General features: G+C 39.3%; 20 protein-coding genes. 7 read left to right on the top strand and 13 right to left on the bottom strand.

Annotated features, from left to right (window positions below; translation table 11 throughout):
* Positions 1-211 precede the first annotated feature (211 nt).
* The 3 genes from GQR46_RS02335 to GQR46_RS02345 form a co-directional block, all read right to left on the bottom strand.
* Entirely contained in the window at positions 212-922 is a 711-nt protein-coding gene (locus tag GQR46_RS02335) for a 3'-5' exonuclease (RefSeq protein WP_165725804.1), read from the bottom strand.
* A 3-nt stretch (positions 923-925) separates the two neighbouring features.
* A complete protein-coding gene (locus GQR46_RS02340; protein ID WP_007583071.1) occupies positions 926-2,821 on the bottom strand; it encodes a DUF294 nucleotidyltransferase-like domain-containing protein in 1,896 nt (631 codons plus the stop codon).
* A 147-nt stretch (positions 2,822-2,968) separates the two neighbouring features.
* Positions 2,969-3,976 carry a rhodanese-related sulfurtransferase gene (locus GQR46_RS02345; protein ID WP_165739705.1) on the bottom strand — a complete coding sequence of 336 codons (1,008 nt, stop codon included), beginning with the start codon at positions 3,974-3,976 and terminating at the stop codon, positions 2,969-2,971.
* A 208-nt stretch (positions 3,977-4,184) separates the two neighbouring features.
* On the opposite strand from GQR46_RS02345, the gene GQR46_RS02350 reads away from it, so the two are divergent.
* Both GQR46_RS02350 and GQR46_RS02355 read left to right on the top strand, forming a co-directional pair.
* Positions 4,185-5,513 (top strand): DEAD/DEAH box helicase, encoded by a 1,329-nt coding sequence (locus GQR46_RS02350; protein WP_165727497.1) that lies wholly within the window; start codon positions 4,185-4,187, stop codon positions 5,511-5,513.
* Between the two features lie 2 nt (positions 5,514-5,515).
* Complete coding sequence (locus GQR46_RS02355; protein WP_024590152.1) at positions 5,516-6,349, top strand: S1-like domain-containing RNA-binding protein; 834 nt, start codon at positions 5,516-5,518, stop codon at positions 6,347-6,349.
* A 43-nt stretch (positions 6,350-6,392) separates the two neighbouring features.
* Here the strand turns inward: GQR46_RS02355 and GQR46_RS02360 are convergent, their stop codons facing one another.
* From GQR46_RS02360 to gyrA, 10 genes are all read right to left on the bottom strand, one after another.
* Positions 6,393-6,767: a hypothetical protein gene (locus GQR46_RS02360; RefSeq protein WP_165727496.1), complete on the bottom strand. Its 375-nt coding sequence runs from the start codon at positions 6,765-6,767 to the stop codon at positions 6,393-6,395.
* Positions 6,768-6,860: 93 nt separating this feature from the next.
* Positions 6,861-7,565 carry an orotidine-5'-phosphate decarboxylase gene (gene pyrF / locus GQR46_RS02365; RefSeq protein ID WP_165739707.1) on the bottom strand — a complete coding sequence of 235 codons (705 nt, stop codon included), beginning with the start codon at positions 7,563-7,565 and terminating at the stop codon, positions 6,861-6,863.
* 43 nt (positions 7,566-7,608) lie between these two features.
* Entirely contained in the window at positions 7,609-8,745 is a 1,137-nt protein-coding gene (gene lapB / locus GQR46_RS02370) for a lipopolysaccharide assembly protein LapB (protein ID WP_165727494.1), read from the bottom strand.
* A gap of 2 nt (positions 8,746-8,747) precedes the next feature.
* Entirely contained in the window at positions 8,748-9,029 is a 282-nt protein-coding gene (locus tag GQR46_RS02375) for a LapA family protein (RefSeq protein ID WP_024600249.1), read from the bottom strand.
* A 21-nt stretch (positions 9,030-9,050) separates the two neighbouring features.
* Positions 9,051-9,338 carry an integration host factor subunit beta gene (gene ihfB / locus GQR46_RS02380; protein WP_007583054.1) on the bottom strand — a complete coding sequence of 96 codons (288 nt, stop codon included), beginning with the start codon at positions 9,336-9,338 and terminating at the stop codon, positions 9,051-9,053.
* A gap of 67 nt (positions 9,339-9,405) precedes the next feature.
* Positions 9,406-11,073, bottom strand: coding sequence for a 30S ribosomal protein S1 (rpsA, locus tag GQR46_RS02385; RefSeq protein ID WP_002961176.1), 1,668 nt, complete (start codon positions 11,071-11,073; stop codon positions 9,406-9,408).
* A 96-nt stretch (positions 11,074-11,169) separates the two neighbouring features.
* Positions 11,170-11,880: a (d)CMP kinase gene (gene cmk / locus GQR46_RS02390; protein WP_165739709.1), complete on the bottom strand. Its 711-nt coding sequence runs from the start codon at positions 11,878-11,880 to the stop codon at positions 11,170-11,172.
* A 106-nt stretch (positions 11,881-11,986) separates the two neighbouring features.
* Positions 11,987-13,264 carry a 3-phosphoshikimate 1-carboxyvinyltransferase gene (aroA, locus tag GQR46_RS02395; protein ID WP_165727492.1) on the bottom strand — a complete coding sequence of 426 codons (1,278 nt, stop codon included), beginning with the start codon at positions 13,262-13,264 and terminating at the stop codon, positions 11,987-11,989.
* Positions 13,264-14,346: a 3-phosphoserine/phosphohydroxythreonine transaminase gene (gene serC, locus GQR46_RS02400; protein WP_165739711.1), complete on the bottom strand. Its 1,083-nt coding sequence runs from the start codon at positions 14,344-14,346 to the stop codon at positions 13,264-13,266. The genes aroA and serC overlap by 1 nt, the downstream gene beginning before the upstream one ends.
* Before the next feature lie 118 nt (positions 14,347-14,464).
* Complete coding sequence (gene gyrA / locus GQR46_RS02405) at positions 14,465-17,164, bottom strand: DNA topoisomerase (ATP-hydrolyzing) subunit A (protein WP_165727490.1); 2,700 nt, start codon at positions 17,162-17,164, stop codon at positions 14,465-14,467.
* Positions 17,165-17,341: 177 nt separating this feature from the next.
* Between gyrA and ubiG the strand changes: the two genes are divergently transcribed.
* From ubiG to yfaE, 5 genes are all read left to right on the top strand, one after another.
* A complete protein-coding gene (ubiG, locus tag GQR46_RS02410; protein ID WP_165727489.1) occupies positions 17,342-18,052 on the top strand; it encodes a bifunctional 2-polyprenyl-6-hydroxyphenol methylase/3-demethylubiquinol 3-O-methyltransferase UbiG in 711 nt (236 codons plus the stop codon).
* A complete protein-coding gene (locus tag GQR46_RS02415; RefSeq protein WP_165739714.1) occupies positions 18,052-18,732 on the top strand; it encodes an HAD-IA family hydrolase in 681 nt (226 codons plus the stop codon). The genes ubiG and GQR46_RS02415 overlap by 1 nt, the downstream gene beginning before the upstream one ends.
* Positions 18,733-19,140: 408 nt before the next feature.
* Positions 19,141-21,423: a class 1a ribonucleoside-diphosphate reductase subunit alpha gene (nrdA, locus tag GQR46_RS02420; RefSeq protein ID WP_165739716.1), complete on the top strand. Its 2,283-nt coding sequence runs from the start codon at positions 19,141-19,143 to the stop codon at positions 21,421-21,423.
* Positions 21,424-21,488: 65 nt separating this feature from the next.
* The gene (nrdB, locus tag GQR46_RS02425) at positions 21,489-22,619 is read left to right on the top strand and encodes a class Ia ribonucleoside-diphosphate reductase subunit beta (protein WP_165727486.1); all 1,131 of its coding nucleotides are present in this window, start codon (positions 21,489-21,491) and stop codon (positions 22,617-22,619) included.
* Positions 22,619-22,891, top strand: coding sequence for a class I ribonucleotide reductase maintenance protein YfaE (gene yfaE / locus GQR46_RS02430; RefSeq protein WP_165739718.1), 273 nt, complete (start codon positions 22,619-22,621; stop codon positions 22,889-22,891). The genes nrdB and yfaE overlap by 1 nt, the downstream gene beginning before the upstream one ends.
* Positions 22,892-22,925: the final 34 nt, after the last annotated feature.

Here is a 22,925-nt window from a genome sequence, read left to right on the forward strand (position 1 = left end):
TGTTTAACTATTTAAAATCATACCAATTCGCTTAATAAAGTGATCTATTTTGTGGCAGGAAAATTGTGTCGATAGTAAGGCAAAATTTCGTTATTTAGTTATTTAGTTATTTAGTTATTTAGTTATTTAGTTATTCTAAATGAGAAATTTTTAACGCAGCTAGCGTCAGGTTTAACTCCAAAAACGATTAAAGTATCATTGCGTATTGGTATTATACCCACAACTCTGAAATTGGAGTATCTACACGGTAATGATGACTCAGTTGCGCTTGTAGAAGCTCGGCTGTAGCAAGCGCATCCGTTAAAGCATTATGGTTATTATATGGAGGTAATGAGTAACGCTCGCGGCAATCTGTTAATCTGAGCGATCCTAGTTTTGTGTTAAACAATCGACCTAATACTCCCTGCCTTGCTTTTAGTGCTCTTTTTTCTAGCTCCATTGTATCAACAAGTGCAAACTCAATACCTTCTTTAAGCCTCAGTAATAACGCATTATTTAAAAAATGGCGCTCTATTGCAGCGTAATGCACCACGACAACTTTGCCACTTAGCGCTTCAAGTAAAGGCTCAATAATTCGGTTAAAGTCTGGGGCGTCATCCACCTCAGAGTGCGTTATTCCATGAATTAAAATAGACTCTTCATGCAGGTTACGTCTTGGTTGAACAACCCAATGCCGACTGTGTTTGCAATAAATACGCTTTAAATTAAACGGCACTAAGCCAACACTCACTATATCGTCGTTCTGGCTATTTAAACCTGTTGTTTCAAAGTCCATTGCTACAAAAGGCACATCTTCTACTGCGGCTTTATCTTGGTTATAAGCACCTGCATAAAAGTGTTTTAGAAGTTTATTTTCGGTGCTGTTGGCAAGCTCGTTGTATCTAGCTTGCCAATCAACTGCTTTGTAATTACGCGGATTCATAGGCTACTTCACACCAGAGTTTGCTGTGTAGCTAAATTTTAAATAGCTTTGTGCTTTTTCTAAAATAGCAAATGCCTCTTTCAAGTTTCGCTGTTCAAAAGGAGACAGTAAATGTGGGTCTAAGTCGTTATCAGGCTCTTCGCCCTTCTCTATTTGCCACGCTTGATGGCGAATTCGCATCATGGCAATATACTCAAGTGAATCACGTAAATCTTGCGCTTTACCCTGCGGTAATAGCTTAGCTTCAATAATATCTTCTAATCGCTCAAACGAGTTTTGTTTACGCGAACCAATAGCTAATGCGTGTACACGTATAACATCAGAAAGTGGTGCAGTACCTCTTCGTTTTAAGTTCATTGAACGCTTATGTTGGCCGTTATGCTCCATAACAAAGCCTTTAAAAAAGCCAAGAGGTGGTGTTCTATTTCGAGCATTTGCCGCCATATTTGCTAGAAATATACGATTCACTTTACTTTGTTTCGCTATAAATATTTTAAGCTCGTCGGCCCACTTGGTTTTGCCCCACACACCGTCTAAATCAAAAAATATAGAGCTATTAAGCAGTGCTTGTGGTTTTGGCTGGGCTATCCAATCAGCAAATTGATCGAACCACTCTGAGCGAGTTTTACGCCATTTTTTAAACGACGCCATTATTTCTCCATCACAGTAGGTGTAACCACACTGCGCTAAGCCATCACACACAAAATCGGCAATATTTTGAAAGTACGCGTTATGTTTTTCATCGTCGTAACTGTCATCTAAAATTAGTGCGTTATCTTGATCAGTTACAATAAGTTGCTCGTCGCGAGCCATGGAGCCCAGTGCAATAAAACAATAAGGAACGGGAGGTGGACCAAACTTTTCCTCAGCTAATACAAGTAATCTTTGTTTAAAAGTACGTCCGATAACGGCCATGGCAGTACCAATCATGTGTGAATTTGCATCTTCGTTAACCATACGGACAAATACATTGGGTAATTGGCGTGCATAATGCGCTAAATCCTCAATTGTTTGTTGAGCAAGTATGCCGCGTACAAGTAATAAGCTGCTTTGCGATTCGTAACGTAAAATATCAGAGAGGGAGATAACTCCTATAGGACGTCTTTTTTGTACTACGGGTAAATGATGGAGATTATCTCTGAGCATGGCCAGTACCGCTTCAAAAATATAGTCATTAGCATCTAAAAGCACTAAGTTAGTAGACATAATCTCTTTTGCTTGTGTGTTAAAATCAAGCCCTTTAGCCACTACTTTTGAGCGTAAATCCCTATCGGTTATTATGCCAACGACTTGTCCATCATCTTCCTCAGGATCGTCGTTTATTGGTTTATTTACATCGGTTACCAAAACTGACGATACCGCCTCTTCGGTCATTAATTTAGCGATATCTTGTATTGTAGATGTTGCATCTACGGTGACTACATCTCTGTGAATTAATGATTTTACTTTAGCTGTTGTAAGGTCATTGCCATCGGCTTGTTCAACAATAGCTTGATGTAAACGCACGTTACCATCTGTTTCAAAGTAATCAGCAAACGCATCAAACTCATCACAGTAACGATTAAATAGCTCAACATTTATACAATAAACTAACGTATCTTCAAGAGCAGTTGCAGGAAAACGCACCTTACGGTTCATCAATAAACCCATTTGACCAAATATTCCTGCAATGGCCAAACGATTGTATAGCTCACCATTTCGGCGATACATTTCTACAGAACCACTTCTAATCACATACAAATCAGATATGTCTTGTCCAAAACTTAAAATGTCTGTTTTTGCTCTAAAATAAGCAACTTCTACTTGTTGAGCTAGCTCATTAAGCGCTTTTTGAGGTAAGTCATCAAAAGGAGGATGTTGTGCTAAAAATTGTGCGATTTCAACTTGTTCGGCTTGCATAAATCCCTTCCTGTATGCGCATTAAAATGACTAAATATGTTTGCAGATTAACACTATCATCGGAGTGTGAAAACAATTACTGCACAATTTTGGGCACAAAAAAAGAGCCCAGATAGACTCTTTAAATGTGATACTTATTGTAAAAATTTATTTACCGCGCTGAGCGTCTTTTTGTGCTTTTTTAGCTTCTTTACGTTGCTGTAAAACGGCTTGCGCTTCATTGCCAATATGACCTTCACCACGGGCTTGTGCTAGTTCTATTTGCTTTTGGCGTTCAGCAAATCGCGCGCGTTGCTCGTCTGTTACTTCCTCAATACAATGATGACAAGATACACCTTCCATGTATTCAGGCTTTAACTTTTCTTCTTCTGTAATTGGCATACGGCACGCGTGGCATTGATCATAAGAACCTTTTTGTAAGTCGTGATCAACCGCAACGCGATTATCAAATACAAAACATTCGCCTTCCCACATGGTTTCTTCTTTTGGCACTTCTTCAAGGTATTTTAAAATACCGCCTTCAAGATGATAAACCTCATCAAAACCTTGCTCTTTCATGTAGGCTGTCGATTTTTCACAGCGAATGCCGCCGGTACAAAACATTGCTACTTTTTTATGTTTCTCAGGGTCTAAGTTTTCTTTTGCCCACTGTGGAAATTCGCGAAAGGTTTTAGTATTTGGATCGACTGCATTTTGAAATGTACCAATTTCAATTTCGTAATCATTACGTGTATCAATTAAAATTACTTCTGGGTCAGATATAAGTGCGTTCCACTCATTTGGCTTTACATAGCTACCCACAACTTTAAGCGGATCTACGCCTTCAACGCCCATCGTTACAATTTCTTTTTTTAGTTTTACTTTAGTGCGGTAAAACGGGCATTCATCATCGTAAGATTCTTTTGTTACAATGTTTTTTAAGTTTGGTTGCTCATCAAGCCAGGCTAATAAGTTGTCTATCCCTTCACGTTTTGCAGAAACAGTGCCGTTTATACCTTCGGCAGCGAGTAGTAAAGTACCGCGTACTTCATTTGCTTCCATCACTTCAAGCAACGGCTTACGGATAGCTTCAAATTCAGGTAAACCAACAAATTTATACAGCGCACATACTACAAAGTGATCGCCCGTTACATTATCTTTATGAACAACAGTCATTATATTTCCTATTTTGCCTTATTAGCCAGTATTGGCGTTTACCGAATCGTAAATCCGGCGCATATGGGGCGCGTATTTTACGCTTTTTTAGTTTAATTGCAAAAAATAGCGCTATAGATTGGTTTTTACTGTTAGCGACCTATCTGTGTAAGCTATAATGCGCTGATAAATTTATAGACTTAATTTGCTCATTTTGGAGAAACACACATTGCAGTTTACTGATCTTGGGATTGATACACGCCTTGAAACACAACTAGCACATCAAGGGATCACCCAGCCCACCGATATTCAAGCGCATGCAGTGCCTACCGCACTTGCGGGGTATGATATTTTCGCTCAGTCTAAAACTGGGTCGGGCAAAACCTTGGCGTTTTTATTACCTGCTGTACAAAGGGTTATGAAACAAAAAGCACTCAGTAAACGCGATCCTCGTGTACTTATTGTTGCTCCTACGCGTGAGCTTGCTACGCAAGTATTTACTCAACTGCGTTTATTAATTGCAGGTACAGCCATTAAGGCCGTAAAAATACTTGGCGGCGAAAACTTTAATGACCAAATAAAAGCACTTAGAAACGATCCACAATTTGTAGTTGCTACACCTGGGCGTTTAGCCGATCACATTACAAAACGCTCACTACAATTGAGTGGACTAGAACTGCTTATTTTTGATGAAGCCGATCGTATATTAGATTTAGGCTTTACCGAGCAGTTAAAAATGATTAACGAGCAAGCGAATCATCGCTTACGTCAAACGTTATTGTTTTCTGCAACACTTGACCATGCGCAAGTAGATGCACTATCACGTAATCTATTAAAAAAGCCAAAGCAAATTACGCTAAGTGCAGCAAACGAGCAACATAGCGATATTAAACAAACGTTATATCTTGCCGATCACCTTGATCATAAAGAAGCGCTTTTAGAGCATTTCTTGAATCAAGATGATGTTGGCCAGTGCATTATCTTTACAGCAACACGTTCTGACACGAGTCGTTTGAGTGAGGCGCTTAATGCTAAAGGCTTTAAGTCTGTAGCGCTTGCTGGTGATTTAACACAAAATAAACGTTTAGATATTATGGATTCGTTTAGTCGCGAAAACTTTAAAATATTAATCACAACCGATGTTGCATCTCGTGGTTTAGATTTACTAAGCGTAACGCATGTTATTAACTTTGATTTACCAAAACACGCAGAAGAGTATGTACACCGCATAGGTCGTACTGGGCGTGCTGGTTTTAAAGGTAACGCAATTTCATTAGTTGGTCCTAAAGATTGGGCAAGTTATTTAGCTATTAAAGCATTTTTAAATGACGAGTTAAAATTTGCGAGTGTAGAGGGTTTAAAAGCTAAGTTTAAAGGTTTAAAAGAGAAAAAACCTGAGACAACGTGGGATAAATCTAAAGAAAAAGCAGCTGCTGTTAAAAAGCCTGTATTTAAACGCAAAGCTAAACCTAAAAAGCCAACTGCACCAATTAAAGCACCAATGAACATTGATGGCGATACACCAATGCGCCGTAAAAAAAAGACTGAGCAGGAATAATTATGAGTTACCTAGGAACCACACAAACATTATTTGTAAAAGAAGTGAGTAACGAAGGTGCTTACTTAGACGGCCATGATTTAGGTGAAGTGTTTTTACCAAAGCAAGAAATTAAACATGAGCTTGAAGCTGGCGATAGCATAAGTGTTTTTATCTTTTTAGATAATGCTAATTTAGCGACTGCGACAACTAAAAAGCCACACGCACAAGTAGGTGAATATGCCCTACTTCGCGTTAAAGAAATTAATAGTATTGGTGCATTTTTAGATTGGGGTCTTGAAAAAGATGTTCTAACTCCGTTCAACGAACAAAAACCACGCATGCAAGAAGGTCATTCATATTTAGTTCGTTTGTACCTTGATAATGCAAGCCAACGTATTTGTGCATCAAACAACTTTAATCGTTTCTTATCTAAAGATGAGCCGCAATATACTCACTTACAAGAAGTGGATTTAATCGTCGCTGGCAAAACAGATATTGGCTACAAGGTATTAATTGAAGAATCGCACTTCGGTGTTGTTTTTTACAATATGGTATTTAAAAGTTTATTTGTAGGCCAAAAGCTTAAAGGATTCATTCAAAAAGTACGTGAAGACGGAAAAATTGATGTTGTACTAGAAAAGCCAGGCATGGGTAAAGTAAGTGACCTTGGTGAAACTATTATGCAAAAACTTAAAAACGAAGGTGGAGTTATTCCATTAGGCGATAAGTCTGAACCTGAAGCGATTAAAAAGATGTTTTCTACTAGTAAAGCTAATTATAAAAAAGCGATTGGTGGATTGTTTAAACAAGAGTTAATAGATATTGAAGCGAAATCCATTCGCTTAAGATCTTAGTCATAAATAATAGGCTTTAATTACCAATAATATCTGTTGGTAATTAACCTAAAATATACTTATAAGGTAATGTACATTGCGTATATTGCCTAGAATAATCAAGCACTTCACCTTTCGACTCAATATTGAGTGGCGCTAAACGAAAAACCTTTTTTTCACATTCTGTTTTTTTATCATCAAGTTTCGATATGCATTCACTCACACTTACATGCTGAGATATGAGTGTATCTTCATTTTTGTAACACAGGTGATGAGCATAATCTTGCATTGTTTTTTTAAAATCAAACATATTGATTGGATATGTTTGAATTATATCTGTAACGGTTGTTACACCGTCATATGCTTTGTTAGAAAAAACATATTTATTTACGCTAAATCCCGCAACAATAATTATTAATGAACCAAATAATAACTTCAAAACAAACCCCTACTTCATCTTCATTCTAATAATGTAACATAAAACACACATTAGGTAAGGGTTATTAGCACTATATTGCTGCTTTTTGTTAATTTATACTATAGAACTATTAACATCACTAAGAACTTTTACGGGATCATCCGCCTGAGTAATAGGTCGGCCTATTACTAAATAATCACTTCCTGCATCTATTGCTTGCTTAGGAGTCATAATACGCTTTTGATCGCCAGCATCACTGCCTTCAGGACGTATACCTGGTGTTACAAGTTTAAAGTTCTCACCTAACTCTGCTTTTAATGCTTTAGCTTCTTGCGCAGAACACACAACGCCATCAAGCCCTGCTTCCTTTGCAAGCTTAGCTAAATATATAACTTGTTCTTGAGCTGATTTATCAACACCCAAACGCTTAAGTTCTGTCTCATCCATGCTGGTTAATACAGTAACAGCAATAAGTAGTGGCGCTTTGTCACCAAATTGCTCAAGAGCAGACTTAGCTTTACTCATCATTTCAAAGCCACCAGATGCATGTACATTAACCATCCATACACCCATTTTCGCAGCGGCAGTAACCGCTTTAGCTACTGTATTAGGAATGTCATGAAATTTTAAATCTAAAAAAACATCAAAACCTAAATCAATTAACTCTTTAACAAATGTAGGTCCAAAATAAGTAAACATCTCTTTGCCGACTTTAAGACGACATGTATTAGGAGAAAGTTGTTTAACAAAGTTTAAGGCAACTTCTTGATCATCGTAATCTAATGCTATAAGAATTTTTTTTGAGTGTTCGAAAGACATGACTATCCTAATGTATGGCAGTAAAATTATTAATATGGGGTTATTAAAATCCGTCTAAGCCTCGACTTGGAACAATGGTTTCCCAATGCTTACAAGAGGGGCAATTCCAATATATTGTGTAACTTGTAAAACCACAATGCTGACATTGAAAGTCAGGCTTTGTAGCAATATAAGAGGTTACAAGTTTATCAATTTCGTTAAGTACTTCTTTGGTATTTTTATTTTGATCGCCCATCAATTGCAGTAAAAAACTGAAACCACGAATAGTAGGTTGACGTTTTAAGCTATCAGTTAAAAATTCAAAGGCTTGTTTTGTATGCCCTTGTTCAAGTAAGGCTTGGCAATGTTTTATTTTAATTAATACACCGCCCTTTTCTAATAAATCACTGACTAATTCATGAAATTGATGCGTTAAATTTAATTGTTTATAACTGTGGGCAAGCTCATCAATAAATAAAGGCGCAAACAAAGTGAATTGAGTAACAAGTTCACGCCAGTAATAAATAGCTTTAACGTAATCTTCTTTTGCGTAAGCAACTAAACCTAATTCGTACAGGGGACGCACAGCTTTATAATTTAAGCTAATCGCTTTTCTCATTAGTTGGGGGGTACTGTCACTTAAAGCCGACTCACAATAAAAATTAGCAATCGCTTTAAATTGTTGTTCTTTTGAAAATAGCTCGCTATGGGCTTCAAACATGTTGATGCCTTTCTCCCATTCACGGGTTTGCGAGTATAAAGTAATAATAGGATCTAGCGCTTCTACATGCCCTGCTTTAACTAACCAAACTAAGTGCTCTTCCGCACTGTCTAGTAGCCCAGCCATTATGTAATCTTCGGCAAGTTCTAAACGGCTTGTTGCAGCTTGTTGTTCATTTAAGCTTGGGTGTTTTAATAAAAGTTCATGAATTTTTATTGCGCGGTCTAATTCACCTCTACGACGAAACATAGCGGCAAGTGTAGAATAGTGTTCAACCGAGTCGGCTGACACTTCAAGTAAGTTAATTAAATGCTCTAAGCCTTGATCTTCTTCTCTGTCGAGTAGAAACTTTAAGCCTTTGCTGTATTCAGAAGTGATCTGACGATTAAGTTGATGAGCTTGGTTTTTAGCACTGTTTTTACCCATAATCCAACCGTAACCGGCGGCAACAGGTAATAGTAAAAACAAAAGCTCAATCATAGTTAGGTGTCTTTATTCGCGGCAAGCTTTTTTTTATCTTTTTCAGGCGCTAATTGCTTTTTTAAACGGTAGTTTTGCCACTTTAATTGCGAAAACAATTTAAAGCTAATAAAACAACCAATCAAAACACCTAATAAAAAGCAGATACTTATTATTACAGCTAAAGGTAATGTATTACTGGCTATAATATAATTTATTTGTACTAACTGTGGGTTTTGTGACCCTAATACAAATGCACTGATAAGGCATAGTGCAACCAGAATAATTTTTAATACCTTGAACAAGTAACTACTCCACTAAGTTAACTAGGCAATGCTTTCATTTACGCGGTCGCGTAATTCTTTGCCTGGTTTAAAATGAGGTACATGCTTTCCTTCAAGCTCAACTGTATCGCCAGTCTTAGGATTACGACCTGTGCGAGGAGCGCGGAAATGCAAAGAGAAACTACCAAAACCTCTGATCTCAATACGATCTGAAGTAGATAATGAGCCGGCCATTTGTTCAAGAATTTCTTTTACAGCATTCTCAACATCTTTCACTGGAACGTGTGCGTGTTGTTCCGCAAGTGTTTCTATCAGTTCTGACTTAGTCATAGCGTTTCCTTAAAAAGAGATATAGGAAGGGCAAAAAATGCCCTTCCAACTAAAAACTAATTATATATTAGTCTTTTTGTGCATTTGCGAAAGCAGCTGCCATTGCGTTTTCAAACACTGGCTCTTCTTTCTTAAGCTTCTCTAGTACTTCTTTCTCTTCTGCTTCGAAAAGAGCTTTTACAGATAAGCTTAAAGTGCGGTTCTTACGATCAACACCAACGTATTTAACTTCAATCTCGTCGCCTACAGAAACAACAGTAGTTGCATCTTCAACGCGCTCTTGAGCGATATCAGCTACACGGATGTAACCTTCAACGCCTTCGATAAGTTCAACAGTTGCGCCTTTCGCATCAACTTCAGTCACTTTACCTTTAACAATAGCACCTTTTTTGTTTGCATCAAGGTAGTTATTGAATGGGTCAGCTTCGATTTGCTTAACACCTAGAGAGATACGTTCACGCTCTGGGTCAACTTGCAATACGATAGCAGTGATTTCGTCGCCTTTCTTGAATTCACGTACAGCTTCTTCGCCAGGTGTATTCCAAGAAATGTCTGAAAGGTGTACAAGACCGTCAATACCACCGTCAAGACCGATAAAGATACCGAAGTCAGTGATTGATTTGATCTTACCAGTAACTTGATCGCCTTTGTTCTGTAGACGAGCAAATTCCTGCCAAGGATTAGCAATACATTGCTTAAGACCAAGAGAAATACGACGACGTTCTTCGTCAATTTCTAAAACCATAACTTCAACAGTGTCGCCTAAGCTAACAACTTTTGAAGGATGGATATTTTTGTTAGTCCAATCCATTTCAGAAACGTGTACTAAACCTTCAACGCCTTCTTCGATTTCCACGAAACAGCCGTAATCTGTAAGGTTAGTAACACGACCAGAAAGTTTAGAACCTTCTGGGTAACGACCAGCGATAGCTGCCCATGGATCTTCACCAAGCTGTTTAAGGCCTAGAGATACACGAGTTTTATCTTTGTCGAATTTAAGAACTTTAACTGCGATTTCGTCGCCAACATTAACGATTTCTGAAGGGTGCTTAACACGCTTCCAAGCCATATCAGTAATGTGTAGTAGACCATCAACACCACCAAGGTCAACGAATGCACCGTAGTCAGTAAGGTTCTTAACGATACCTTTAACTTCTTGACCTTCAACAAGGTTAGCAAGAAGCTCTTCACGTTCTTGTGAGTTTTCAGATTCGATAACTGCACGACGTGAAACAACAACGTTGTTACGTTTTTGGTCAAGCTTGATTACTTTAAATTCAAGCTCTTTGCCTTCAAGGTGAGTTGTGTCACGTACTGGACGAACATCAACAAGTGAACCAGGTAGGAAAGCACGGATTGAATCAACTTCAACTGTGAAACCGCCTTTAACTTTACCGTTGATAACACCAGTAACAGTTTCTTGCTCTTCACATGCTTTCTCAAGACGGATCCATGCTTCGTGACGCTTAGCTTTCTCACGAGAAAGAATAGTTTCACCGAAACCGTCTTCAATTGCATCTAGTGCAACATCTACTTCGTCGCCAACAGCAACTTCAAGTTCACCAGCAGCATTTTTGAACTGCTCAGCAGGGATAGCACTTTCTGATTTAAGACCAGCATCTACAAGTACAATGTTGTTCTCGATTGAGATTACTGTACCTTTAACGATAGAGCCTTGCTCTGCTTCAAAACCCTTTAAGCTTTCTTCAAATAACTGCGCAAAATTTTCTGACATACGAATATACGTCTCTATATATTATACCAATAAGCAACCATGCTGCATGGGGTTGTTAAAATAGCACTGGCATCCTGCTGGCGCATAAAATGTGTTTTAGCTTCGTTTAGGAAGCTTACCTTCAGAGATAGCAATATCTAATAAAGTTATTACTTTATCAAACACTTGCTGTGCATTAAGTTCGCTAGTATCGATCTCAATAGCATCCTCTGCAGGCACAAGCGGAGCAACGGCACGATTCATATCGCGCTCATCACGAGCTTGAATATCCTGTAATAGACCACTTAGTGTAACATTAAGACCGCGCGTATTCAACTCAACAAAACGTCTACGAGCACGTTCTTCTGCGCTTGCTGTTAAATATATTTTTAACGGTGCATCTTGAAAAACCACAGTGCCCATATCACGACCATCGGCGATTAAGCCATTTTCAGTGCGAAATGCACGCTGACGGCGTAATAATGCTTCACGAACGCGAGGTAATGCTGCAACCTTTGACGCTGCAGCGCCTACTTCTTCATTACGAATAGTAGTCGTTACATCTTCGCCTTCTAAAATAACTTTTCCTGCATTAGTTTGGCTATCTACCAAAAACTGCACATCTAAATTTGCAGCAAGAGGGACAAGCCCTTCTTCATTGTCTAATGCAATTTGGTGATGAAGTGCAGCTAAAGATAAAACGCGATAAATCGCACCACTATCTAGTACATCCCACCCCAACTTGTCGGCTAACAAGCGACAAACAGTTCCTTTACCTGAACCACTTGGGCCATCAACGGTGATCACGGGCATTAATAACGCCTGCATTTAAAACCTCCTGCAATGCACACCTAAATAAACCGCGACATTATACGTCAGTTATTAAAATATATCTGCTATTAGTGTGTAACTTTTGTAATTACTTCTAAATAGCTTATTCACTGACTGATGCTAAAACATTGAAAAATGTAGGAAATGTTTTATAAGTACACTTTGGATCATTAATCGTTATTGGCTTTCCGCCTACGGCAACCATAGCAAAACACATAGCTATACGGTGATCGTCGTAAGTGTCTATTGCTACATCGTTGAAGTGTTTAGGCGGTGTAATTTCTATAAAGTCATGCCCTTCTACAACTTCAGCGCCTACTTTTCTAAGCTCAGTTGCCATTGCGTACAAACGGTCTGTTTCTTTAACGCGCCAGTTATAAATATTACGAATAGCGGTTTTACCTTTAGCAAACAAAGCAACTGTTGCCAGTGTCATTGCTGCATCAGGAATTGCATTCGCATCTATATCTACGCCATTAAGCTCGCCTTTGCGAACAACTAAACGCTCATCATACCAATCAATTTTAGCGCCAACCTGCTCCATAACTTTAGCAAAGCCAATATCACCTTGAACCGATTTAGCGCCAACACCTTTAATTTCTATCTCGCCACCGGCTATCGCTGCGGCTGCAACGAAATAAGAAGCCGATGAAGCATCACCTTCAACCATAATACGCTCGATTGATTGATACTGTTGACCACCTTTAACGTTAAAAGTTGCATAGTCACTGTGCTCAACATCAATACCAAAGCGCGCCATAACACCTAACGTAATATCAATATAAGGTTTAGATACTAAAGTACCCTTAATAGTTATATTTGTATCGCCGTTAAATAAAGGTGCTGCCATTAACAAGGCAGTTAAAAATTGACTTGAAATACTGCCGTCAATTTCAACTTCACCGCCGTTGATTTGGCCGCCTACGATTTTAAGTGGTGGATAATCTTTATGTTTTGTATAGGTAACATCGCCACCCAGCGTTTGTAGAGCATCAACTAAGTGCCCTATTGGACGCTCTTCCATACGCGGCTCGCCTATTAGCTCGTACTCACCACTTACAGCAGCAAGTACAGCGGTTAGAGGTCGGTAGGCAGTGCCTGCATTACCTAAAAACAATGGTTCACTTGGTGTTTTAAACACACCACCAACACCCTCTACAGTGGCTACAGTGCGTTCTTCATTAAGTGTCACATTTACACCTAAAAGCTTCAGAGCACCCAACATATGACGAATATCATCACTATCAAGTAAGTTCTCTACAACAGTAGTACCACTAGCAAGCGCTGCTAATAATAAAATACGGTTTGATAAACTTTTTGACCCAGGTAAGGTAACTGTGCCGTTTACACGAGAAATGGGCTCTAAACGAAGTTGCTCCATTAGCTATTTTCCTTTGCAAAGGCAGCCATAAAGTCAACTAGTGCTTGAACACCTTCAAGTGGCATTGCGTTGTAAATGCTGGCGCGCATACCGCCCACTATTCGGTGACCTTCCAAAGCAAGTAAACCCGCTTCGTTAGATTGAGCAACAAATTTGCTATTTAAGCTTTCATCATTCAACCAAAAAGGAACATTCATACGTGAGCGACAATGCTTAGCAACAATATTTGAATAAAAATCAGAGTTATCGATAAAATCATACAGTAAATCTGCTTTAGCAATATTTTGTGCTTCCATGGTTTTTACACCACCATTGCTTTCAAGCCATTCAAATACTTCAGCCGCTAAATACCAAGCAAAAGTCGGTGGGGTATTAAACATACTGCCCTGCTTTGCTTCAAGTGCGTAATCTAAAATACCAGGTTTTGCTAAACCTTCACGCTCTAGTAATGTTTTACGTACAATAACGATTGATATACCCGATGGGCCAATATTCTTTTGTGCACCGGCATAAATTAAATCAAATTTATTAACGTCTATTTCGCGCGATAAAATAGTTGACGACATGTCTGCAACAATTGGTGCTGTTGGGTGGCTAGGTACATCAAAAATCTCTAAGCCATCAACGGTCTCGTTAGGGCAATAGTGGATATACGCTGCATCTGCTGGTAAATCCCAGTCAGCAACCGCTTTAATAGAAAACTCGCCATCAGCATCATTACGTATATCGGTAAAAGTCGTTTGAGTGAATTTACTCGCTTCATCTCTCGCACTTTTTGACCATACGCCATTTTCGCAATAAAAAGCGGTTTTACCTTCTTGGTGTAAGTTTAGCGGTACAGCACTAAATTGTCCTCGGCCACCACCATGCATAAACAACACTTCAAACTCATCACTAATATTCATTAAGCGGCGAAGGCTAGCTTCACATTTTGCAGTAACCGTTAAAAACTCTTTACTACGATGGCTTATTTCCATCACAGAAACACCCAAACCTTGCCAATCTAGGAACTCTTTTTGCGCTTTTTTCATCACCGCTTGCGGAAGCATAGCCGGTCCCGCACAAAAATTATATTTACTCATTACCTTTGCCTCATTCCAGTAATTAAAAATTTCAAGCCTGATCGCACTGCAAACAAGCTGTATTAGTTTTATTCAACAACATAAAAAAAAGCGGCTAAAGCCGCTTTTTCAATTTCAATTATTCAGAAGGAGGATTGTCATCCACTACTTCTTCAATAACCGTATCAACTGTTTCAACGTCTTCGATATCAATTAAGTCACTCTCAGTAACTTCAATCTCTTCTATACGTTGTAAACCAACTACTTGCTCTCCGTCAATAGTTCTGATCAAAATAACACCTTGCGTGTTACGTCCAACCGTAGAAACTTCATTAACGCGAGTTCGTACTAAGGTACCACGATTAGAAATAATCATTATTTCATCGTTGTCATCAACTTGCACAGCACCAACAACAGCACCGTTACGTTCACTCACCTTGATAGATACAACACCTTGTGTTGCACGACTCTTAGATGGATAATCTTCAAGCTGTGTACGTTTACCGTAACCATTTTCAGTTACTGTTAGAATAGCACCGTCAGTTTTTGGTACAATTAACGATACTACGCGTTGCTCGTCTGGCATTTTAATACCACGAACACCTGTAGCAGTACGACCCATTGGACGAACACCTTTGAAACGAATCTCAGGGTTGCCTTCTTCATCAAGTACTGGGTTACCGTTTTCATCAACAACGGTTGTTTCTTCAGCTTCTTTAAAACGTACTACTTTACCAGCATCAGTGAACAACATAATTTCGTTGCTACCATCGGTAATATCAACACCAATTAAGCTATCGCCATCATTTAAGTTAACAGCAATGATACCGCTTGCACGTTGACGACTGTAAGCCGTTAATGGTGTTTTCTTAACAGTACCAAATGCAGTTGCCATAAAGATGTATTTATCTTCTGCGTACTCGCGTACTGGCAATATAGCTGTAATACGTTCATCAGCTTCAAGTGGTAACAAGTTAACAATTGGCTTGCCGCGCGCTGCACGACTTGCTAGTGGTAACTGATACACTTTAAGCCAATATAAACGACCCGCTGTAGAGAAACACAATATAGTATCGTGCGTATTTGCAACTAACAGACGTTCAATGAAATCTTCATCTTTCATCTTCGTTGCTGACTTACCTTTACCACCACGACGCTGCGCTTCGTAATCAGACAATGCCTGATACTTCACATAACCTTCGTGAGAAAGCGTTACTACAACGTTTTCTTCAGTAATTAAATCTTCTAAGCTTATATCGTGAGCTGCGGCGTTAATTTCTGTACGACGCTCATCGCCATATTGCTCTTTAATTTCTACTAGTTCGTCACGAATAACTTCCATTAAACGCTCAGGCGTAGCCAAAATATATAAAAGATCAGCAATTAAATCTAATAAGGTTTGGTATTCACTTATAATTTTTTCGTGTTCAAGACCAGTCAACTTATGTAAACGTAAATCTAATATTGCTTGAGCTTGTTGCTCAGAAATATAATATTGACCATCACGAATACCTAAATCAGCGGCTAACCAATCAGGACGAGCTACATTATCTTCACCCGCTTTCTCAAGCATGCCTTGTACATGACCTAGTTCCCACGGACGCGCTGTTAAAGCAATTTTAGCTTCAGCAGGTGTAGGAGATTTACGAATAAGCTCGATAATTGGGTCAATGTTTGCAAGTGCAATCGCTAAGCCTTCAAGCGTGTGTGCACGGTCGCGGGCTTTGCGTAAATCAAACACGGTACGACGAGTTACTACTTCACGACGGTGAATAATAAACTCTTCAAGCATTTCTTTTAAATTAAAACACTTAGGTTGGTTATTAATTAAAGCAACCATATTCATACCAAACACAGTTTGTAACTGAGTTTGTGAATATAAGTTATTTAGAATAACTTCGCCTACGTCACCACGTTTGATCTCAATAACGATACGCATACCGTCTTTATCTGATTCATCTCGTAGCGCGCTAATACCTTCAATTTTCTTATCTTTAACCAGCTCAGCAATTTTTTCAATTAGGCGAGCTTTGTTAACTTGATAAGGAATTTCGTGAACGATGATTGTTTCACGGCCTGTTTTTTCATCGGTTTCGACGTCGGCGCGTGCACGCATGTACACTTTACCACGGCCAGTTAAGTAGGCTTGTTCGATGCCCTTCTTACCGTTGATAATTGCAGCCGTTGGGAAATCAGGACCAGGGATATAATCCATTAACTCTAAAATAGTTAAATCAGGATTTTGAATAAGTGCCAAACACCCGTTCACAACTTCAGTTAAGTTATGTGGTGGAATGTTTGTAGCCATGCCTACTGCAATACCCGACGAACCATTCACTAATAAATTAGGAACTTTCGTTGGTAAAACATCAGGGATGAACTCTGTGCCATCGTAGTTAGGAACGAAATCAACCGTTTCTTTTTCAAGATCGGCTAATAACTCATGCGACATTTTTGCCATACGTACTTCTGTATAACGCATTGCCGCTGCTGAATCACCATCAACCGAACCGAAGTTACCTTGGCCATCTACAAGCATATAACGTAGTGAGAATGGCTGAGCCATACGAACTATCGTGTCATAAACTGCACTGTCGCCGTGTGGGTGGTATTTACCGATTACGTCACCGACCACACGGGCCGATTTTTTGTAAGGCTTGTTCCAGTCATTACTAAGCTCGTTCATTGCAAACAAAACGCGGCGGTGAACAGGTTTTAAACCGTCACGTACGTCTGGTAATGCACGTCCTACTATTACGCTCATTGCGTAATCTAAGTAGGAGTTTTTTAACTCGTCTTCAATATTGACTGGCAGAATTTCATTGGCGAGATCAGTCATTTGATATCACATTCCTTCAGTATCAGCTCTCAACAACCCGGTATTGGGTATTAAGAGTATTTGTTATTATTACTAATAGCCATGCTATCACAATTAATTTCAATTTACAGGCGCAAAACTTTGCGATTTATCAATTTAGCCCTATATAATGGCCTCAGATTGACGAGGAAGTATTTTATGACCGAACATCAAAATGTAGATCACGCAGAAATAGCAAAATTTGAAGCCATCGCAGAGCGTTGGTGGGACCTAGACGGAGAATTCAAACCTCTTCACGAAATTAACCCGTTACGTTTAGATTTTATAGCAAACAAAACGCAAGGCTTATTCGATAAAGAAACACTCGATGTTGGCTGTGGTGGCGGCATTTTAAGCCAAAGCATGGCGCGTATGGGTGCTAAAGTAACCGGTATCGATATGGGGCAAGAGCCTTTAACTGTTGCTAAATTGCATAGTTTAGAGACAGGCGTAAATGTAGATTACATAAAAGTACCTGCCGAAGAGTTTGCATCGCAGTACCCTGAGCGCTTTGATGTAATAACGTGTATGGAAATGCTTGAGCACGTACCCGACCCAGCTTCTATCATTCATGCTGTAGCTGCACTTGCCAAACCAGGTGCAGACGTGTTTTTTTCAACCCTGAACAAAACCCCTAAAGCATATTTATACGCGATTGTTGGCGCCGAAAAGCTGTTGAAAATGGTACCTGAAGGTACACATGACCATAAAAAGTTTATAAAACCTGCGCAACTTATTGTATGGGCGGAGCAAGCGGGTTTAAAAGTACGTGCAAGTACAGGGCTTTCTTATAACCCACTATCAAAGCAATATACGCTTAATAACGACGTTAGCGTAAATTACATACTTTATTTTGAGAAGTTAGCTTAATGGCTAGCTCTCAAGCCCCACTGCCTCTTATTGAGTACGATGCATTTTTATTTGATTTAGACGGCACCCTGCTCGATACCGCTGATGATTTAGGTGCCGCTTTAAACGCAGTTCTTATTAGCAATAAAATAGAACCTGTTAGTAGTGATATATACCGTCCTGCCGCATCTAACGGCGCAGGTGCGCTATTAGAGGCTGGTTTTAAAGAGTTATGGGCTAAACAACCCCAAAGCGAGCTGATTAAGCAATTAGTTGACGAGTACGCTGCAAACATAGCAAAACACACGCATTGCTTCTCTGGAGTTGAATCGTTACTTATCGCCCTTGATCAAAAAAAGATCAAATGGGGGATCATGACTAACAAACCTGGCTTTTTGACCGAGCCTTTAGTGGCTGCTATCCCCGCTTTAAAAAACGCCAGTGTAGTAATAAGTGGCGATACCTTCGCTGAGGCCAAACCATCACCGCTACCACTGCTACATTGTGCAAAGCTTATGGGGGTAAAACCAAACCGTTGTTTGTACATTGGTGATGCACAGCGTGACATACAAGCAGGCAAAGCGGCAGGTATGCACACTGCAACGGCACTTTGGGGTTATATACCAAGTATTGATAAAGCCAACAGCTGGAATGCTGATTTTAACTGGCAAAGTCCAATTGATGGTTTTAACCATATATAGTGCTATGTTAATTATTAAACACTATATATTGTGATTGTGTTAGTTTTCACACAAAGCTTGTCGATAAAAAAAGCAGTCAGAATTTATTTTTAAAATGCGTAAATTTAGCAGATCATTAGTTGATTTCTGCATATTCTAACTTAAATGATTGTTCGAAGGTGAGTGTCTACTAACACAAATGCGTTATCCCAAAGTTATCCACATATAGGGGCAATTATGTCCCTTGCAAAACAACTCAGACCACACTATCTTGTGATCTCTAAATTGAACAACACCAGATATTGTGGCCAAATGTTATTCAATTAAATTCGCCATTACGGTGAAACTTATAATAAATGAGTACTTACCTTGCCATTGCGAGGTATGACGCATTGGTCAAAATACATAATTCCCAAGGAATACAGGCAAATGAACCAACAGTTATCTGTAAGCAAACGTGACGGGCGTAAAGAGCCTCTTGATCTTGATAAGATCCATCGCGTTATTGAATGGGCCGCCGAAGGTTTAAAAAACGTATCGGTTTCGCAAGTTGAATTAAAATCACACATTCAGTTTTACGACGGTATTCGTACTAAAGACATACACGAAACCATTATTAAAGCTGCTGCAGATCAAATTTCAAAAGAATCGCCTGATTACCAATACCTAGCGGCACGTTTAGCTGTATTCCATTTACGTAAAAAAGCGTACGGCCAATTTGAGCCACCACGTTTATTTAACCATGTAACAAAAATGGTTGAAGATAAACGCTACGACGCTCACTTACTTGTAGATTACACTGAGCAAGAGTTAGACGAGCTTGATGCATACCTCGATCATTCTCGCGATCTTAATTTTAGCTACGCGGCTGTAAAACAGCTTGAAGGTAAATACCTTGTTCAAAACCGTGTATCGGGTGAGATTTACGAAAGTGCACAGTTTTTATATATTTTAGTCGCGGCAAGCTTATTCTCTGACTACCCACGTGAAACACGCGTTTCTTACATTAAGCGTTTTTATGATGCAGTCTCGTTATTTAAAATATCATTACCTACGCCTATTATGGCAGGTGTACGTACGCCTACTCGCCAGTTTAGCTCATGTGTATTAATTGAGTGTGGCGACAGCCTTGATTCAATTAATGCTACATCGTCTGCGATTGTTAAATACGTATCACAACGTGCGGGCATTGGTATTAACGCAGGTCGTATTCGTGCGCTAGGTAGCCACATTCGTAACGGCGAAGCGTACCACACAGGTTGTATTCCTTTTTATAAGCACTTTCAAACAGCTGTTAAAAGCTGTTCACAAGGTGGTGTACGTGGCGGCGCAGCAACATTGTTTTACCCGCTTTGGCACCTAGAAGTAGAGAACCTACTTGTGCTTAAAAATAACCGTGGTGTAGATGACAACCGTGTTCGCCACCTTGATTACGGCGTACAGTTTAATAAATTAATGTACTCTCGTTTAATTAAAGACGATTACATTACGTTATTTAGCCCATCAGACGTGCCAGGCCTTTACGATGCATTTTTTGAAGACCAAGAAGAATTTGATGCGCTTTACGTAAAATATGAACAAGACGAATCTATTCGTAAAAAGCGTATTAAAGCGATTGAGCTTTTCTCTATGTTTGCACAAGAGCGTGCAAGTACAGGTCGTATTTATTTACAAAATGTGGACCACTGTAATACACACAGCCCGTTCATTGCTAAAGTTGCGCCTATTCGCCAATCTAACTTATGTTTAGAAATTGCATTGCCAACTAAGCCACTAAGCAACGTAAACGACGAAGAAGGCGAAATTGCCCTTTGTACACTGTCTGCGTTTAACTTAGGTGCCATTGAGTCACTAGACGAGCTTGAAGAGCTAGCTGAACTTGCAGTGCGCGCACTTGATAACTTACTTGATTTCCAAGACTACCCAGTACCGGCTGCAAAAAATGCGACTATGGGTCGTCGTACACTAGGCATAGGCGTAATTAACTACGCATACTACTTAGCTAAAAACGGTAAGCGTTACTCAGATGGCAGCGCAAATGCACTGACTCACAAAACGTTTGAAGCGATTCAGTACTACCTAATGAAAGCATCAAACGAGCTTGCTAAAGAACGTGGTGCATGTCCTAAGTTTAACGAAACAACGTATTCACAGGGCATTATGCCAACAGATACGTACAAACGTGACTTAGATAAAATTTGTGATGAACCACTTCACCTTGATTGGGATACATTACGTGCCAGCATTAAAGAGCACGGCATGCGTAACTCAACACTAAGTGCGTTAATGCCTTCAGAAACATCGTCGCAAATCTCTAACGCAACAAATGGTATTGAGCCACCACGTGGTCACATTAGCGTTAAAGCAAGTAAAGACGGTATTTTGAAACAAGTAGTGCCTGAGTACGAACGTTTAAAGAATAACTACGAGTTATTATGGGATATTCCATCAAACGATGGTTACCTACAACTTGTGGGCATAATGCAGAAATTTGTTGACCAAACTATATCGGCAAACACAAATTATGATCCAAATAAATTCGAAGGCGGTAAAGTACCTATGCAAGTCTTATTAAAAGACTTACTAACAGCGTACAAACTGGGTGTTAAAACCTTGTACTACCACAACACTCGCGATGGTGCCTCAGATATGCAAGAAGATACTCCAGAAGTGGAAGATGATGATTGTGAAGGCGGCGCGTGTAAAATATAGTTATTAATTTTTATTTTAAGCGGGCATTTAGCCCGCTTTTTCTGATAGTTTTTTGAGTGATAAACATGTCTTATACTACATTTAGCCGAAACCATAATAACCAAATGCTAGAGCCAATGTTTTTTGGCCAAACTGTTAACGTATCTCGTTATGACCAACAAAAATACCCAATTTTTGAAAAGTTAATCGAAAAGCAACTGTCTTTCTTTTGGCGTCCTGAAGAAGTAGATGTAAGCAAAGACCGTTTAGACTTTCAAGCATTACCAGATCACGAAAAGCATATATTTTTAAGTAACTTAAAATATCAAACTTTGCTTGATAGCGTACAAGGTCGTTCACCTAACGTTGCCCTACTTCCTATAGTATCGTTACCAGAGCTTGAAACATGGATAGAAACGTGGGCATTTAGTGAAACGATTCACAGCCGCTCGTACACGCATATTATTCGTAATGTTACGCAAGCCCCTGAACTTATTTTTGATGACATAGTTAGCAACGATAAAATCAGCGAACGTGCCGATGCTGTAACCACATACTACGATGACTTAATTAATTCAGTGTCGCTTTACAACCTTTACGGTGAAGGCAAACACGAAATTAACGGCAAAACAGTGATCGTTAATTTGTTCGAACTTAAAAAGAAACTTTACCTTGCCATGATGTCGGTAAATATTCTTGAAGCCATTCGTTTTTATGTAAGCTTTGCGTGTTCGTTTGCGTTTGCTGAGCGTGAATTAATGGAAGGTAACGCTAAAATCATTAAGCTTATTGCGCGTGATGAAGCACTTCATCTTTCGGGTACTCAGCATATTTTAAATATTATGCAAGACGGTAAAGACGACCCAGAAATGGCAATTGTTGCAGCTCAGTGCCGCGACGAAGCTATTAAAATGTTTGTAGAAGCCGCAGAGCAAGAAAAAGAATGGGCAGAGTACCTATTTAAAGATGGTTCTATGATTGGTCTAAACAAGCATATTTTATGTCAGTACGTTGAGTACATTACTAACGCACGTATGACCGCTATTGGCTTACCAGCACAGTTTGAAAATAACAGTAACCCTATTCCATGGATCAATTCATGGTTAGTGTCTGATAACGTGCAAGTAGCACCACAAGAAGCTGAAATTAGCTCATACCTTGTTGGTCAAATCGACTCGCAAGTAGATGCCTCTGAATTTGGTGACTTTGATTTATAATGAGTGACAAGTCTGCTGCAAGCATAACGCTTGCAGAAAACAGCCAGTGTATAGAATTTACCACTGGCTGCCTTTCTGTTTTACAGTGCTTAGAATCCATGAAAATAGACGTTGCATTCCAATGCCGCGAAGGTTACTGCGGCGCCTGTAGAGCAACGTTAGTGTCAGGTAACGTCGAGTATAACGAAGAGCCACTGGCGTTTGTGCGCGAAGGCGAAATACTCCTGTGCTGCTGCAAGCCTAATGGTGACATAAGCATAAATTTAAAATAATTTATGAATAAAATAAAAAGCCGATAATTTATTA

Source organism: Pseudoalteromonas sp. Z1A6 (assembly GCF_011378745.1).
GTDB lineage: Bacteria > Pseudomonadota > Gammaproteobacteria > Enterobacterales > Alteromonadaceae > Pseudoalteromonas > Pseudoalteromonas arctica.